Annotated in this window: 14 protein-coding genes; 12 read left to right on the top strand and 2 right to left on the bottom strand. The window is 34.2% G+C overall.

Annotated elements, in window-relative coordinates; translation table 11 throughout:
- The first annotated feature begins 348 nt into the window (after positions 1–348).
- From PQ463_RS10050 to PQ463_RS10105, 12 genes are all read left to right on the top strand, one after another.
- Positions 349–1191, top strand: a complete 843-nt coding sequence (locus tag PQ463_RS10050) for a toxin-antitoxin system YwqK family antitoxin (protein WP_274257620.1) — start codon at positions 349–351, stop codon at positions 1189–1191.
- Positions 1191–2402: a hypothetical protein gene (locus PQ463_RS10055; protein ID WP_274257621.1), complete on the top strand. Its 1212-nt coding sequence runs from the start codon at positions 1191–1193 to the stop codon at positions 2400–2402. Before PQ463_RS10050 ends, PQ463_RS10055 begins: the two co-directional genes overlap by 1 nt.
- Positions 2377–2715, top strand: coding sequence for a hypothetical protein (locus PQ463_RS10060; RefSeq protein WP_274257622.1), 339 nt, complete (start codon positions 2377–2379; stop codon positions 2713–2715). Before PQ463_RS10055 ends, PQ463_RS10060 begins: the two co-directional genes overlap by 26 nt.
- Entirely contained in the window at positions 2699–3196 is a 498-nt protein-coding gene (locus tag PQ463_RS10065; RefSeq protein ID WP_274257623.1) for a PulJ/GspJ family protein, read from the top strand. The genes PQ463_RS10060 and PQ463_RS10065 overlap by 17 nt, the downstream gene beginning before the upstream one ends.
- Positions 3196–4317 carry a type II secretion system F family protein gene (locus tag PQ463_RS10070; protein ID WP_274257624.1) on the top strand — a complete coding sequence of 374 codons (1122 nt, stop codon included), beginning with the start codon at positions 3196–3198 and terminating at the stop codon, positions 4315–4317. Before PQ463_RS10065 ends, PQ463_RS10070 begins: the two co-directional genes overlap by 1 nt.
- A gap of 63 nt (positions 4318–4380) precedes the next feature.
- Positions 4381–4815 carry a type IV pilin protein gene (locus tag PQ463_RS10075; protein WP_274257625.1) on the top strand — a complete coding sequence of 145 codons (435 nt, stop codon included), beginning with the start codon at positions 4381–4383 and terminating at the stop codon, positions 4813–4815.
- A gap of 483 nt (positions 4816–5298) precedes the next feature.
- Complete coding sequence (locus tag PQ463_RS10080) at positions 5299–6705, top strand: GspE/PulE family protein (RefSeq protein WP_274257626.1); 1407 nt, start codon at positions 5299–5301, stop codon at positions 6703–6705.
- A gap of 4 nt (positions 6706–6709) precedes the next feature.
- Positions 6710–8611 carry a type II secretion system protein GspD gene (locus PQ463_RS10085; RefSeq protein ID WP_274257627.1) on the top strand — a complete coding sequence of 634 codons (1902 nt, stop codon included), beginning with the start codon at positions 6710–6712 and terminating at the stop codon, positions 8609–8611.
- Between the two features lie 2 nt (positions 8612–8613).
- On the top strand, positions 8614–9801 hold the full coding sequence (locus PQ463_RS10090; protein WP_274257628.1) for a PilN domain-containing protein: 1188 nt from the start codon (positions 8614–8616) through the stop codon (positions 9799–9801).
- 49 nt (positions 9802–9850) lie between these two features.
- Entirely contained in the window at positions 9851–10315 is a 465-nt protein-coding gene (locus PQ463_RS10095) for a hypothetical protein (RefSeq protein WP_274257629.1), read from the top strand.
- Positions 10299–11252 (top strand): hypothetical protein, encoded by a 954-nt coding sequence (locus PQ463_RS10100; protein WP_274257630.1) that lies wholly within the window; start codon positions 10299–10301, stop codon positions 11250–11252. Before PQ463_RS10095 ends, PQ463_RS10100 begins: the two co-directional genes overlap by 17 nt.
- Positions 11253–11254: 2 nt before the next feature.
- Positions 11255–11764 (top strand): hypothetical protein, encoded by a 510-nt coding sequence (locus PQ463_RS10105; protein ID WP_274257631.1) that lies wholly within the window; start codon positions 11255–11257, stop codon positions 11762–11764.
- A 147-nt stretch (positions 11765–11911) separates the two neighbouring features.
- On the opposite strand, the gene PQ463_RS10110 is transcribed toward PQ463_RS10105, so the two are convergent.
- Together PQ463_RS10110 and PQ463_RS10115 are read right to left on the bottom strand one after the other, a co-directional pair.
- Positions 11912–14287, bottom strand: coding sequence for an arylsulfatase (locus tag PQ463_RS10110; protein ID WP_274257633.1), 2376 nt, complete (start codon positions 14285–14287; stop codon positions 11912–11914).
- Between the two features lie 36 nt (positions 14288–14323).
- Entirely contained in the window at positions 14324–16672 is a 2349-nt protein-coding gene (locus PQ463_RS10115) for an arylsulfatase (RefSeq protein ID WP_274257635.1), read from the bottom strand.
- Between the last annotated feature and the right edge of the window lie 41 nt (positions 16673–16713).

Below are 16713 nucleotides of genomic sequence, written 5' to 3' on the forward strand. Positions count from 1 at the left end.
ATCTCAAACCTACAAATTAATTCTTTAAAATTAGAAAAAAAATAAAAACACAAAATAAAAGCTCTTTTATAAAACATATAAAAACCTGTAAACAAACACGTTATAAATAAAATCAAATTGTATTTCATAAAAAAAAAGAAAAAACTTTCGCAAATGTGGAAAGCCGTAAAAAAGTACAGAAAAGAAAAAATACATTTGTTTTTTAAGATTGGTTTGGGATGAAAAAACTGATACAGAATATTGTAAATAAGAACTTTTCTGTTTTAATGTTAATTAGTCCTGCCGATAATGAAATTTCCAAGATAACAAACAAAGCTATTGACCAAATAAAAAAATAAAACCAGCCCCTTGAAAACACAATCAATACCACGTTATTTTCTTATATTTCTTTCTTTTGTATTGGTTTCTTTTGGAGATCCGTACACGATTAAAAGAATCTCCGATAAAAATTTCAGATACGAGTTTTACACTACAGACAAAAAAGTCAATCCGAAAACTTCAAAAACGTATTTCTGGTTCAAAGGCGGACTTATTCATGAAGCACAGGGCGGTATTGCAGGTGAACTTCTAAATGATAAGTTTATCAAAATGTATCATAGCAATCAGCTGGCAGAACAAGGTCAGTTTAAAAACGGACTTCGTGTTGGCGAATGGAAAACTTGGCATCAAAATGGGGTTCTAGCCACTACCCTACACTATAGCAATGGTTTGCGTTCAGGAAAATATTCTAGATATGATGAAAGCGGAAAATTGGTCGAAAACGGAAAATTCTCTTCAAATCTGAAAACTGGAAAATGGAAAAATGCTGAAAGTGAAGAAATTATTACTTATAAAAATGGTGTTATTGTTAAGAAGAAAGAGATTATCAGCAAATCTGAGCAATACAGAATCAAACAGGAAAACATTAAAGCTGAAAATGCAATAGACTCTCAAAAAGAACAAGAGGCTACTTCAGACGCCTTAAAACTAAAGTCTTATAAAGCAAAAACAAAAGAAGAAAAAGCGCAGGCAAAAGAAAAAGAGAAAAAAGAAAGAGAAATAGCTGCTGCCGATAAAAAAGCAAAAAGAGAAGCAGATAAAGAAGCCAGAAAAGCTGCAAAAGAAAAAGCTAAAAATGAACCTAAGAAAGATTCAAAAATAGAAAGCTTCTTTAAAAACATTTTCAAAAAGAAAGATAAAGCGCCTAAGTAATGGTTAAAGCTCACAGTCTGCTATATGCCATTTACATCTGCTTAATTGTTTCTATAATTTGCGGAGCATTGCTGTACTTTTCAAATCTGTACAGCCAGCTCAACTTATATTATAATTTGCAAGAGGAATTGTATATTCAGAACCAGTCTGTTTTAAACTTTGCTTTGGGTAATAAAACACAGCCAGCAGAAATTGAAAAAGATGAAAAGTCTGGAATAGAAGGAGCTTACGAAACAAAGCAATATGGCCTTTTGTCACTTGTTTTAGCTAAATCGTACATTTCTAATGACACTGTTCTATCTGCTCATTTTGTCGGTGCGAGAAATAAGGACAAAAATGCCATTTACCTGACCAATTTGTCTAAATCTTTGTTTTATTCTGGAAAGGTAAAACTGATAGGAGACAATCAGCTGCCAAGTACATTTATTGAAACTTCGTACATCAACAATGATTTAAATAAACTGACAGCAGACGGAAAAATTACTGTTTCTGAACCGCAGCTGCCAGAAATAAATCCTGATTTTAAAAAGATTTTTCATGGAATTAAATCCGAAAGAGTAAAACTAAATGCAATAGAAAAAACAAAAGATTCTCTTTATTATAATTCGTTTTTCAATACTACGAAAGAGGTTTTAGTAAACTCCAATTTAGGCAACATCATAGTCAAGGGAAATTTTGTGCTGAGATCTGAAGATTCTATCCGAGTGAAAAAAAATACCGTTTTGGAAGATGTTATTCTAATAGCGCCGAAGATCACTTTTGAGGAAGGCTTTAAAGGAACAGTTCAGGCATTTGCCTCTAAAGGAATTGAACTCGAAGAAAAAGTAACCTTAAATTATCCTTCAGTAGTTTGCGTGTATAATGAAAGCACTGAAGAATCAAAAATAAAGATAAAAAAGGGTTGTCAAATAAATGGCGCAGTAGTTCTATTTGGAAATACAGATGATTTGATTGAAAAAAATACGATAGAGATCGATGAAGATGGACTCCTTTTTGGCGATTTGTACTGCAGCGGCAAACTAATGCTCAAAAGCAATGTTTTTGGCTCTGTTTACACCAATCGTTTTTTTCTAAAAACAGTTTCGTCATCATACGAAAATATGATTAGTAATATTGAAATTAATACCGAAAAACGTCCAGACTATTATATTTCTGTCCCTTTATTCAACACCAAAACAACAAATTATGGAGTCATTAAAAAAGTGTTGTAAAGTAAGGGCAAATTCGTTGTTGGAATCGGTTATTGCATTAACCATAATTTCGATATGTCTCTATTTTGCAGTTATGATTTTTGCGTCGGTCTATACGCCAAAGACATCTGCTAAATTTTATAGCACACAAAATAAAGTAAACGAGCTTTTTTATTTATCGCAGATAAAAAATGATTCGATATCAAATGATGAAAATGAAAATTTATTGATTGAAGAAGAATCAATTAACGAAAATCTGAAAAAAATTTCGGTGCAGTATAAAGACAGTACACAATTCAAATTTGAAAAGAGTTTTTATGTTCAGAACCCGTAATAAATATCATTCTGTAGCTGCTTTTTCTATTATAGAAGCAATTGTAGGCATGGCTGTTACAGCTATTATAATGGGCATTCTGTTTGTCATTTTTTCTATTGTAAGCGGAAGGATGATTGATTTCAAAAACCAGAATCAGCTGGTGAACGATTTGAACCGATTAACGTACAGTTTGAACAAAGATATTTTTGAAAAGGAAAAAATGACGGCTTCAGAAAATGAAATTTCTTTTAACGGTTATGCAGGCGAAAGAGTTTCGTACCAGTTTTTTGATGATGTGATTTTAAGAAACAGCGAAACATTTGTTGATACTTTTCAGATCAAATTAAAAACAATGGTTTTAGATACGGTGAAAAGCAAATCGGAACAATTTGTCTATCAAAAAATTAAACTAAATATAGAATCAAACCAAAAAGAGCTGGATTTGCGATTTTATAAAAGAGTGTATCCAAACGAACTAATGCAAAAGATTAAAAACTAATGAGTTTCGATTTATCTACATATAAAGCTCCTAAAGCCGAGAAAAAAGATTTCAGGATTGAAACTGGTTCTATTCAGTTCTCAAAAAAACTCTCTGACAAGAAAAAAGAAATTTTCTACAGAGAGCTTGGAATGCTTTTGCGATCAGGTGTCGATTTTAAAAAAGCTTTAGAAATTCTAAGCAATCAGTCTGAAAATAAATTCGAAAAAGAACTCATAATCGGAATTAAAGAAAAAGTAATTGAGGGAAAAAGCATTTATGAATCGATGCGCGAAACTGACCAGTTTTCTGCTTACGAATATTACAGCATTCAGATTGGAGAAGAAACCCGAAAACTGGAAGAAGTTTTAGGTGAATTACAGAAGTATTTTAACCGAAAAATCCAAATGAAAAGGCAAATTGTTTCGGTTATGACATATCCGACAATTGTAATGCTGGTTACTATTTTGGTTCTTTATTTTATGTTGAATAAAGTAGTCCCGATGTTTAGTTCAGTATTTAAGCAATTTGGAAGCGAGCTGCCAAAAAGCACTCAAATTATCCTGAAAATATCAAATCATTCGGGAACAATATTTTCATTTGTAATTGCTTTTATAGTCGGATTAGCAATAGTTCATTTTTTATTGAAAAGCAAAGATAGTTACAGAGCGTTGACCACCTCAATGCTTTTAAAGATTCCTTATTTCGGGAATTTAATCCGTAAAATATACATATCGCGTTTTTGCCAAGCAATGAATTTGCTGATTACATCCAAGACCACTTTGATTAATTCTTTGACCCTGACTGGCAAAATGATCAGCTTCTACCCTATCGAAATTGCAATTCAGCAGATTAAGGAAGACATTACCAGAGGAGCTTCTTTAAATGAAAGTTTAAAAAAGCACTCTGTCTTTGAAAATAAAATGGTTTCTATGGTCGAAGTTGCAGAACAGGTCAATCAGCTTGAAACTATGTTTGAACGCCTTACAGAACAGTATAATGAAGAAATAAGCCATCAGACAAAAATGATCGGTGTAATACTCGAGCCTATGATTATCATCGTAATCGGCGCCATTGTAGGTGTCATTATGGTTTCTATGTACGCACCAATGTTCGATCTAAGCAAAATTATAAACAAATAATCTCATAAAAATTCAACTCATATTTTAACTGTACCCAATTAATACAACTTAATAAAAAACAAAATGTTAGAACGCATTAAAAAATACTACAAATCTTATCAAAAAATGTACGTTAAAGCCTATTCATTAACGGAAATTCTAATTGTATTATGCATCATCGGCATATTATTGCTGATGGTATTGCCAAATCAGACTTCAGTAATCGGACAGGCAAAAGCCATTGAGGCACAAGCTATGCTAAATCAGGTTTATGGACTTGAAAAAAGCTATTTCTACAGACATTCTAAATACTCTGGAAGTCTAGAAGAAATAGGTTTTGAACAGGAAAAAACGGTTGACGAAGGTGGACAGGCTGTTTACAAAATCGAAATTATCGATGCAACAAACGATTCCTTCTTAGCAAGAGCAACTGCTACTTCTGACCTAGATGGTGACGGCAGCTTTAATACGTGGGAAATTGACAGCAAAAAAATACTAACCGAAGTAACTAAAGAATAAATTGAAACTAGCTCCAATAATTTTGCTTCTTTGTTTAGTTTTGGTTTTTATTCAGGATTGGAAATTTCGTAAAATACATGTCGTTTTACCGCTTGTAATATTCATTAGTGCATTCTTTCTTATTCCGATAAAAAAATACCAGCTGGCTGAGATAGTATTTTATAACACTGTTTTTTTCCTAATTACTTTAGGGTTTCTTACGCTATACATGAGTCTGAAATCCAAGAAGTTTCTTAACCCTTTCCTTCATTATTTCGGATTGGGAGATTTGCTATTTTATATTGCCATCAGTCCATTGTTTTTACTGAAAAACTATATTTTGTTTTTCATCTTATCTCTTGTTTTTGCCATCGCAATGCAATTTGGACTAAAAAGAATCATTAAGGAAAGCACCGTGCCCCTGGCAGGATTTTCGGCTTTATTTTTATTCCTTGTTTTAATGAAAGACTATTTTCTAACCTTTCAAAAACTAACCTTATTCTAATGATACAAAATATCGAAATATTTCCAGAAATCCAGCATGTTGTATCTAATGATTTGGCTAATCAGTATCGCATTATTCCGAAATCAGTTCACGAAAACACCATAGAAGTTTATGTTGATCATTCCAGCAATAAAGAAGATGCAAAAGAGGAATTAGAGCTGTTTCTGGGGAAAAATATTGTTTTCCATTCAGCAGAATCTACAGAAATAGAAAAAGCTTTATCTATATATTACAGAAAAGAACGTGCTTTAGCTTCAAACAAGTCATTGAGTGTTGATAAAGGCGATTTTCTAGAAAATTTATTGGCTGAAGCCAAATCTCTAAAATGCAGTGATATTCATTTTGAAGTTTATGAAAACTCATCCCGAATTCGCTTCAGAATTGACGGACAGCTAATTGAACGCTATAAGATCGAACAGGAAAATTATTTGGAATTGGTCAATAAGGTTAAGATTAAAGCTAAACTTAATATTACCGAAAAAAGACTTCCGCAAGACGGACGAATCACCAATGAATCTTTTGATATCAGGGTTTCTATTCTGCCAACACTATTTGGAGAAAAAATAGTTATGCGTCTTCTGGGTCAGGATGCTTCAAATATTGATTTGAACACACTCGGTCTGCAGAAAGAAGAATTGGAAAAATATCTGGAAGCGGTTAAAAAACCAAACGGAATTATCCTGATAAGCGGTCCGACCGGTTCGGGAAAAACAACCACGCTTTATGCCACTTTAAGATTATTGAATGACAGCAGAAGAAATATTGTAACAGTTGAAGATCCTATCGAATATACGCTTAAAGGAATTAATCAAGTACAGCTTAAAGAAGACATTGGTTTAACGTTTGCCTCTGCCCTAAAATCATTTTTGCGTCAAGATCCAGATGTTATTATGCTTGGGGAAATTCGTGATTCTGAAACTGCTTTAATGGCAATTCGAGCATCGTTAACAGGACATTTGGTTTTATCAACCATACATACCAACTCAGCCATAGGAACTATTTCCAGATTGATCGATATGGGAGTACCATCTTACTTAATTGCAGAAACTTTAAACTTATCTGTTGCACAGAGACTGGTTAGAAAGCTTTGTGAGAGCTGTAAAAAAGAAACTGCAAGCGATCCTAAAGATTTCCCGCTTAATTTCAAATTTCCGTACGAAATCAATTCATACTACAAACCTGTTGGCTGCAACAAATGTTTCCACACGGGATATAAAGGAAGAACGGCAATCTATGAAATTCTAAATATTAATCATGCAATTGCAGAATCTATTAAAAATAACACAATTACAAAATTATACAGTAATGATACCAATTATAAATCACTGCCTGAAAAAGCATTTGAGATTCTAGCTTCGGGAGAAACATCTCTAGAAGAAATTTATTCAATTTTAATAAACATATAAATAAATGCTTAAACAGATAGTTTTCGCACTAGTTGCGTTATTTTTTTCAAATATAATTTTCGCTCAGCAGGATATGACTGAGCTGCGCAGAAAGTTTGACGAGTTCTCAGTACAAAAAAAGGGATTGAATGAAACCATTAAAATTGATGTTTCTGGACTTACTCTTCACGATTTTATTGCATCTATAGCAGAAGAGCATCAATTAAATGTCGATGTGGATACTGAACTGAACCAACCTGTAGCAAACAACTTTTTTGATGTAACGGTAAAAGATGTTTTTATTCATCTTGCTCAAAAATATGACATCGATGTTTCTTTTATGAGCAATATCATTGTTTTTAAGAAAAGAAAAGTTGTCGCAGTAGTAGAGAAAAAGCAACCAAAAGTTATTGATGTAACTTATAATCCGCAAAACGATTTCTTATCCGTAAAACTTGAAAATGACACCCTGTCTGCCGTTGCCAAAGCTATTATTGATAAATCTGGAAAAAACCTCATCTTAGCGCAAGACATCAAAAGCATAAGAGTTTCTTCTTATGTGCTAAACCGTCCATTTGATCAGGTTATCGAAATGATGGCAAAATCAAATGATTTAAGTGCTGTAAAAGATGATAATGGTATTTATTTTTTGCAAAAAAGCACAGCACAAAATTCTACTTTAGCTACAACCGCAAAAGCGAAACAGCCAAAAGTAAGTCTTGGCGTTCCTGGATATTATGAAGTAAACATTAACAAAAATGGCTTTCTGCAGATTAGCGCTTACATCGCTGATGCATCAGATTTATTGACTGAAGCGGCAGAAAAACTTCATATCAATTATTTTTTATATAATAAACCCGAAAATGAAAAAACAACGTTATCTGCAGATAATCTGACTTTTGATGATTTGCTGGCGCATATTTTTAAAGGAAAAAAATACACTTTCAAAAAGCAGGGCGACATCTATCTTATCGGAGAAGAAGCTACTGAAGGCTTAAGAATAACAGAAATGATTCAGCTGGAAAATAGATCAATTGAATCTGTGCTTCCTACTCTTCCTAAGATTTTTTCAGAAAAACTGGAAATAAAAGAATTCATAGAATTGAACGGATTAATCGTGTCAGGTTCAAGATCTATACTTGAAGAATTAAAAGTTTATATTAAACAGATTGACAAAGTTGTTCCGATGGTCCAGATCGAGGTAATTATTGTTCAATACAATAAGGCTTATGATATTCAGACTGGAATGAAAGCTGGTCTTGACAAAATAAATAAAGTTTCAACTAGTGGGGTGCTTTTTCCAAATTCAGATGTAACATTAAATGGCTCATCTGTAAACAGTTTGATAGATGCTTTTAATGGTTTCGGGCTTTTTAAATTAGGAAAAGTAACGGAGTCTTTTTATTTAAACTTAAAACTGCTTGAAAACAATTCTGCCTTAAAAATAGAGTCAACACCTAAAATTGCAACTATCAGCGGACACGAAGCAAAATTGTCTATTGGAGAAACAAGCTACTATTTTGAACAAAATAACAGACTGATAAACAACAATATAGGAAATGACATTCTAAATTCTGGAACTTGGAAATCTACAGATGCAAATCTTAGCGTTTCTATAAAGCCTTATGTTTCTACAGACGAAAATGTTACTTTGACAATTGCTGTAGAAAAAAGCTCATTCTTAGCAAGAGTTGGAGAAGATGCACCTCCAGGAAAAGCAACGCAAAAATTTGAATCTTTAGTAAGAGTTAAAAATAGCGAGATGATTTTATTGGGTGGTTTGGATGAATTGAAAAAAGAAAATTCTGGAACGGGAACACCACTGCTTTCAAGAATTCCGGTTGTCAAATGGTTCTTTAGCAGCAGGAAAAAAGGAAAAAGTGATTCGAAGCTTCACATTTTTATTAAACCAACAGTTATTTATTAAAAATGATCGCCACTTTATCTAAATTCATAAAAATAAACGATTTGAATGTCGTTGGCGTAATCAAAAAAGAGGGTTACGAAATTTATAATCTGCTTACTGTAAAAAAGAAGGCAAACAAAATTTCTATTGTTTCAAAACAGACCTTTGAGACTTTTGATGCTTTAATAAAAACTACAGATAAAAAACTGCCTATTTTACTTGTTATAGAAGGAAAAGGAGTTTTAAACAAAGAAATAAATTTTGACAATGAAACCGATTTAAACTGGCAGAAAAATATTGATTTTAACACCATTTTTTACACCGATATAAAAGGAGCAAACTCCAATTTTATAAGTTTCTGCAGAAAAAATATTGTAGAAGAAAGCATTACTCAATTTCAAAAAAACGGCTTTCAGGTGATCGACATTTATATTGGTTCATTTCTGGGCGCGTTACTAAATAATGTGCTAAAAAGAGATGTTTTGTATTCAACTGATATTAAACTTGAGTTTGAAAATGAGATCATTTCCGGTTTCTCAAAACAGAATGAAACTGTAGCTAACGTTAATTATCAAATTGGCGAAGAAACAGTATCAAATGTTTTCCTGCCATTATACGGCTCTGTTATTCATTTTTTTGTTAAACCAAAAGAAGTTTCTAAAACAATAAATTCCAATTTAAACAATGAAGAACTAATCTACAAGAAAGCTTTCAATTTTCTTGGCGTAGCAATGCTTGCAGGTTTTCTTTTGAGTTTAATGATCAGCTATTTTCTGATTCAGTATTATGGCACAAAAAATTCTGAACTCAACCTTCAGACTGTTTATTCGAATCAATCTTATCAGTTGATATTAGATTTGGAAGCCCAAAAAGAAAAGAAACTCAATCTCTTAAAAGAATCTGGAGTCTTGTCTTCAAAATTTTTCTCTTTCTATAGCTACGAGATTATGCAGACTGTTCCAAGTGCAATTTCATTGACAGAATTAAATATTGCTCCTTTAAAAGAAGAATACAAAGAGAACAAAAAAGCTTTATTTGATAGCGGTACAATTATTATAAAAGGCGAAACATATCAGGAATCATCATTTAATTCCTGGCTTGAAAATTTGAAAAAAATGGATTGGCTGCAACGTTTTGAAATTGTTAGCTTAAAAAAAGACAAAAAGAACAAGTCGGTATTTGAAATAAAAATCATTCTTAAAAATGTTTGAAAATTACTCTTATAAGCAAAAATTTTATGCATTGATCATAATCTTTTTTATGTTATCGATAACGGCATACAAACGATCTTTTCACACTCTGTTTGAGGTTATTTCAGAATATCGCATGCTTTCAAAAAAGGCTGACGATATCAATAAAAAAGCAAAAAACAACGGAACTCTTAAAAATGATGTTGAATATCTAGACAAAATAATCGGTAAAGAGGGTGTTACAAAAGAAATGGTTCAGCAAGGTATAATTGGTTTTGCATCAGCTGCTCCAGGAGTTTCAATAAACGATTTAAAGCCTATTCATGATTATCCAGAAACTGATTACCATGTTATAACCAATCAACTGGATGTTACTGGAAATGCAAACCAATTACTAGAACTGGCTTATAATTTTGAAAAAAAGTTCGATTATTCAAGAATGGTCAGCCAAAATTTTTACACAACTAAAAAAAATAATAAATCTGAAGTTTTACATTTAAAAATGATTTTTCAAAACTATGAAAACACTAAATAAAATTATATTAATCAGCCTTTCAATTTTTATGTTCTCATGCGAAGATATTCTTGAAGAAGACATTACCAACGATATTGTACAGATTATTTCGCCAACAAAAGATGCTGTTATTGAAAGCAATGTAGTCAATTTTAAATGGAACAGCCTAAAAGGTGCCGACAAATATCGCATTCAGATATTTGAAGAAGACCAAGTTCTTATCTTAGATTCTCTTACTACAAAGACAAATTTAACTTTGCCTCTTGAAGCAGGAAGTTACATTTGGCGCGTAAGAGCTGAAAATTATGCTTATCAGTCTACGTATTCTTTCCCGTCAAATTTTGCAACGAATATTCCAGATGATCTAACAAATCAGCAGGTTATATTGCTAACTCCAGACAGTGATAAATATTTAAATTTTACAAATGTCACTTTAAGCTGGCAACCATTGGATAAAGCCACTTCATATAGCGTCAGAGTTGTAAATACAGCAACGGGTCAGGAAGTTTATCCTCTAACTGAGGTAACAGACACTTCAGTAACATTAGATCTGCCACAGCTTGCTGATGGAAATTATGAATGGAGGGTAAAAGCTAAAAATGCTGAAAGCGAAACAAAACAGTATGGCGCAAAAAAATTCAATATTGATACAACAGCTCCAAATCAGCCAAAGAACACGCTTCCGGCTGACAACTCAACTCAGACGGTTAATACAGCTGTTAACTTGACATGGTCTATTGCTGCAGATACTGGAACTATAAAATCGCCTATATCTTATGTGGTAGAAATTGCTACTGATGTAGATTTTAATTCCATTATCCAACCTTTAAACAGTAATACAACATCGCTGCAATATACATTTGCCAATGCTGGAACTTATTATTGGAGAGTGAGAGCAGTTGATCTTGCTGGAAACAAAGGAACCAATAGCACAGGATTTAAGATTACAGTAAATTAAGAATGGCTAAAAAGAAAATTAATATAGTTCTAATTATTGTAGTTCTAGGTCTATGGGGAACCGTAGGCTTTAGAACTATTAACCGATATTTTGGAAACAGCGATGTCAATTTAAGTGCTGAAGGGCACAATAGTGATATTTCTTTAAAGAAAATCAATAAGGATACTTTTGAATTAAAAAAAATTGGCCGTGATCCTTTTTTAAACAAGCAGTTTGTCGAAAAACCTTCATTTACAGCTTCTGTCTCTTATCATGCGCCAGTCAGAAAAGCGATAAAACCATCAGCACCCGTTCTAAAACCAAAGTTCGATATTCCTTGGCCACAATTACAATATTTTGGATATTTAAAGTCAAATGATGTAGAATTAGTTTTATTGAAAATAGATTCGAAACTGCACAAACTGAAACTGAATGATGAAGTAAATGGCTTAATCGTAAAGAAAAAATTTAAAGATTCTATTGAAGTCGTCTTCAATTCGCAAAGCAAAATAATACATGCAAAAAAAAGCTGATTTATTCTACTACTATTTTTGAAACAGTACTATATAAATAGCAAAAATTATGTCCTTTCATTAAAAAGTCCTAATCAAAGATTAGGACTTTTATTTTGTAACTTTAAAAATATTCTTAATCCTTAAAAAGCATATCACAAAAAAACTTTATTTTGAATAAGTAATTTTTGTTTTTCCAATTTTTCCATTGAATGAAAATGGCGCTTGATCAAAGTAGTCTAAGGAAACAGGAGAATCTAGATCGGTTCCTATGTCAAAAGTGGCATTTGACGTAAAATGAAGAGACATGGCTGTAGGAACGGTTCCTTGTCCAACTGTTCCTCCATTTACTTTCAATATCACATTCATAGCACCGCCAATTTTATCGGCCAGTTTTGACTCGACTTCGATTTTTATTTTACCTTTTGGCAGTTTATCTTTCGATTTAATTTTAGTGCGCTGTACTTCAAACAAATTAAACTCATAGTTTAAATAGCCATCTTTTACATAGCAGGTAACGCCTCCCGAAAATCCTGCAAGTGCGTACAGTACTCCATTTGCATTTTCAGGAACTTCTACGTCCATAGTTACTATACTGCTCACTTTACCTAATTTCGGAGCTGCCGATTCTGGCATGCCTTTTATTGGCAAATCAAAAGTCCACTCGGTTAGTGGCGAAGATGGCGCGTCTTCTGGATGATACAACGCAGTAGACCATAATCCGCCTCCTATTGGCAGGTTTTTATTTTTTGCTGATTCCGTTAAAAACAAAGCTTTCATCTCTTCCAGTTTTTTAGGCTCTTTTGCTGCCAAATCAACAGCCTGAGACCAATCCTGATCTAGATTATACAACTGCCAAGTATCTGTAAGTGGTGACCACTGTTTAATGCCTTTCGGGATTCCTCCTACCCATGGTTCTCTTGGGCCTCTGGCACTTGCAAACCAACCATCCTGATAGATTCCCCGACTTGCCATTATATCAAAAAACTGCGTGTGGCGTGTGCCTTTTGCTTTCGGGTCGGTGAAAGTGTACACCATGCTTACTCCGTCTAATTCATCCTGTGCAAAACCATTCACTACTTTTGGGGCAGAAATTTTGTCGATTTCATATATAGTTGGCGCAATATCAATTACATGATGAAACTGTGGCCTTGGTGTTTTATCATGTTTGATTCCTTTTTTCCATGAAATAGCCATAGGTTGGCGTGTTCCTCCAAAATAAGCTCCCTGCAGTTTTGTTCCCTGATATGGAGTACTTGTTGCCCATGCCCAGCCAGCATTAAACATATTATCCGTTTTTGGTCCTCCAAGCACATCTAAACCTCCTAATTCATTTAGAGCCGTAATATGCTGTTCTATTTTGGTCGGAATTGCATTTTGCGCCAATTGTTCACTGATCGTACCATTTAAACCTTCTGCAGACGAACCATTGTCTCCCCAAATATAAATTATAATGGTATTATCTAGCTCTCCCAATTTTTCGATTTCATCGATAACTCTTCCAGCATTAAAATCGGCATGTTCTGCAAAACCAGCCCATATTTCCATAAGACGACGCTGAAAAGGCTTTTCTCCTTCTGGAATATTTGCCCACGAAGTCATAGATTCTGCTCTTGGAGTAAGTAGTGTATTCTGCGGAATCCATCCAAGTTCTTTTTGGCGTTTGAATACTCTTTCGCGGTAAGCGTCCCATCCGTCATCAAATTTCCCTTTGTATTTATCTGCCCATTCTTTCATCACATGATGTGGCCCGTGAGCGGCACCTGGCGCCCAATACACAAAAAATGGCTTTTCAGGCGCGTATGCTTTTTGCTCTCTCAGCCAAAGCACGGCATCATCAGCCAGATCTTCTGATAAGTGGTAATAATCGTGTCCTCCAGAAGTTTTCGGATGTTCTACATAAGTGGTATTTCGCACCAAAGTAGGTTCGTATTGTGAAGCTTCTCCTGCAAGGAAACCATAAAAATATTCGAATCCATAACCTGTTGGCCAATAATCAAACGGTCCTTTTGAGGTAATTTGTTCTTCGGGCGTATTATGCCATTTTCCGAATGCTGCTGTATTATAGCCGTAATCTTTTAATATCTCAGCCATTGTCGCAGAACTCTTTGGAATAGTTCCGCTAAAACCATCAAAATCATTCGCAATCGCGGCAATCTGACCGTTACCTACTCGGGTATGATTACGCCCCGTAAGCAGTGAGGCGCGCGTTGGCGAACACATAGCTGTTGAATGAAAACGATTATATGAAATTCCTGTATTGGCTACTCTGGACAATGTTGGCGTGTTTATTTCTCCGCCATAAGTTGAAGGAGCTCCGGGACCTGCATCATCCATCAATATTATTAAAATATTCGGCGCATCTGCTGGCAAATGTTTAGGCTCTATTCTTTTTTTGTAAGTTGATGTTTCAATTGTTACTCCAGCTTGTGAAGCTGAAGGAGCTGGAGGAAATGGCAAAACGTCCTGTGCATTTGCATAAAACATAAATAAAATATTTATGCCAAAAAAGAAAATCAGCTTTGCATATTTTTTAGTTTCCATAAAAGGCAGTTTAATTATTTAAATCTTATTGGTTCATTACAACAAATTCACTTTTACACTATTTATTTTTCCTTCAAATTTAAAAGGCGCTTTTTTATAATAGCGGATAGAAACCGGACCACCTAAATCTTCGCCAACATCAAAAGTTTCGCTGGCTGTAAATGCTACGGGAACCGTACGTTTCACTTCTCCTTTAGCATATTCTTTGCCATCTACTGTTATTGCAATTTCAGCTGGAGCTCCAGGTTTTGCAATAGTGGTTAAAACTTCTATTTTATGTTTTCCTGCGGGAATTTTTTCTGATGATTCAACATTATAGCGTTCAATAATCAGCATATTATATTCATAAATCAATTTTCCGTTATCCATAAATAAAGTAACACCGCCACCAGAACCTCCAAGAGCATACAAAACTCCTGAACAGTTTTCTTTAATCTCAACATCAGCAATTACTTTGTTGCTTTTTTTACCTAAACCAGGTGCGCTGAATTCAGGCATGCGTTTAGTATTTTTATCAAAAACCCATGAAGTATATGGTGCTTTAATAACATCTTCTGGATGAATTCTGAGCCATATTCCTGCACCAATTGGATAATCTTTATTCTTTTTCGCTTCTTCATTAAAAACCTCTTGAAGTTCTTTTAGTTTCTCAGGATTTTTAGAAGCCAAATCATTGTATTGTGTATAATCTTCTTTGATATTATAAAGCTCCCAGACATCTTTTGTTGAATCCCAATCAGCTAGACCTTTTTGTGCAGGAATCCACGGATATAAAGGGCCAAAAGTGCAGGCGTACCAACCGTCTTTATAAACTCCTCGGCTTCCGTTATTATCAAAAAACTGAACTTTAGATACTTCTTTTGCTTTGGCATCATTAAAAGTATATTTAAAACTCACACCATCTAAAGGCATTTGCTCAAAGCCATTCACCACTTTAGGTGCTTTAATATTTAAAACATCATAAATTGTTGGAACAATGTCATTTATATGATGAAATTGGCTTCTCGGCGTGCTGTCAGGTTTAATCATTTTTGGCCAGCGGATAACCATTGCGTTCTGTGTTCCTCCAAAATGCGAAGCCACCAATTTAGTATGTTTAAAAGGTGTATTTCCTGCCCAAGCCCAAGCCGCATGATAATTATTTTCTAAAAGAGGCCCGCCAATTGCATCTAATCCGCCGAGTTTGTCTAAGGCATCCAATTGCTGCTGAATAGTATTTGAAACTCCGTTTTGAGCCAATAATTCACTTATTGAACCATTCTGCCCTTCGGCACTTGAACCGTTATCGCCCCAAATAAAAAATACGATTGTATTATCCTTTTGTCCATTCGCTTCAAGCGCATCTAAAACTCTACCCACTTCATGATCTGCGTGTTCTACATATCCTGCAAAAACTTCCATCATTCTAATTTGAAAAGCTCTTTCATTCTTCGGAATACTTTCCCATGAAGCCATTGTTTTGTCTCTCGCAGTCAGCATAGCACTTTTTGGAATCCAGCCTAATTCTTTCTGATGTTTAAATACTCTTTCGCGATAAGCGTCCCATCCGTCGTCAAATTTGCCTTTGTATTTATCTGCCCATTCTTTAAAAATATGATGTGGCGCATGACCGGCACCAGGTGCAAAATACAATAAAAAAGGCTTGTCTGCTGCGTAGGATTTATGCTGATTCATCCATTCAATGGCATGATCTGCCAAGTCAGTTGTTAGATGATATTTTTCATCTTTTGGAGGTTCAACTGGAGTGAAATCGTTTATGAGTCTTGGTTCATATTGAGAAGTTTCTCCAGCAAGAAATCCATAAAAATGCTGGAATCCGTAATTAACAGGCCAATAATCAAATGGTCCTGTAACAGTGGTTTGATTGGCTGGTGTATTATGCCATTTTCCAAAAGCAGATGTACTGTAGCCATAGTTTTTTAGAACCTCAGCAACTGTAGCAGCTTCTTTAGGAATAATTCCAGTATAACCATCCCAATCCACGGCTCTTTCTGCAATTGTTCCGTTTCCTACATGAGTGTGATTTCTACCAGTTAATAGAGCAGCACGGCTCGGAGAACAGATTGACGTAGTATGAAATTCATTATAAGCAATTCCTTCTTTAAATACTTTGGTTAATGTTGGCGTATTGACACCTCCTCCAAAAGTTGAAGGCGTACCAAAACCTAAATCATCCATTAAAATAATAATAATATTTGGCGCATCTTTTGGCAGATGATCTGGCTGTGCTCTTCTTTTGTGCGTGCTTTCTGCCAACGTTTCATTGGCAATACTTGCACTCGGCACAGGCGGAAAAGGCAAAACGTCTTGTGCATTTACAAAAAAAATTGATAAAGCATTTATACTAAAAAAGAAAAACAGCTTTGCATATTTTTTAGTTTCCATTACAGGTCGTTTATTTTTTGTACATTAAAATTTATCTCAAT

The sequence above is a fragment of the Flavobacterium sp. KACC 22763 genome, assembly GCF_028736155.1.
Classification (GTDB): domain Bacteria; phylum Bacteroidota; class Bacteroidia; order Flavobacteriales; family Flavobacteriaceae; genus Flavobacterium.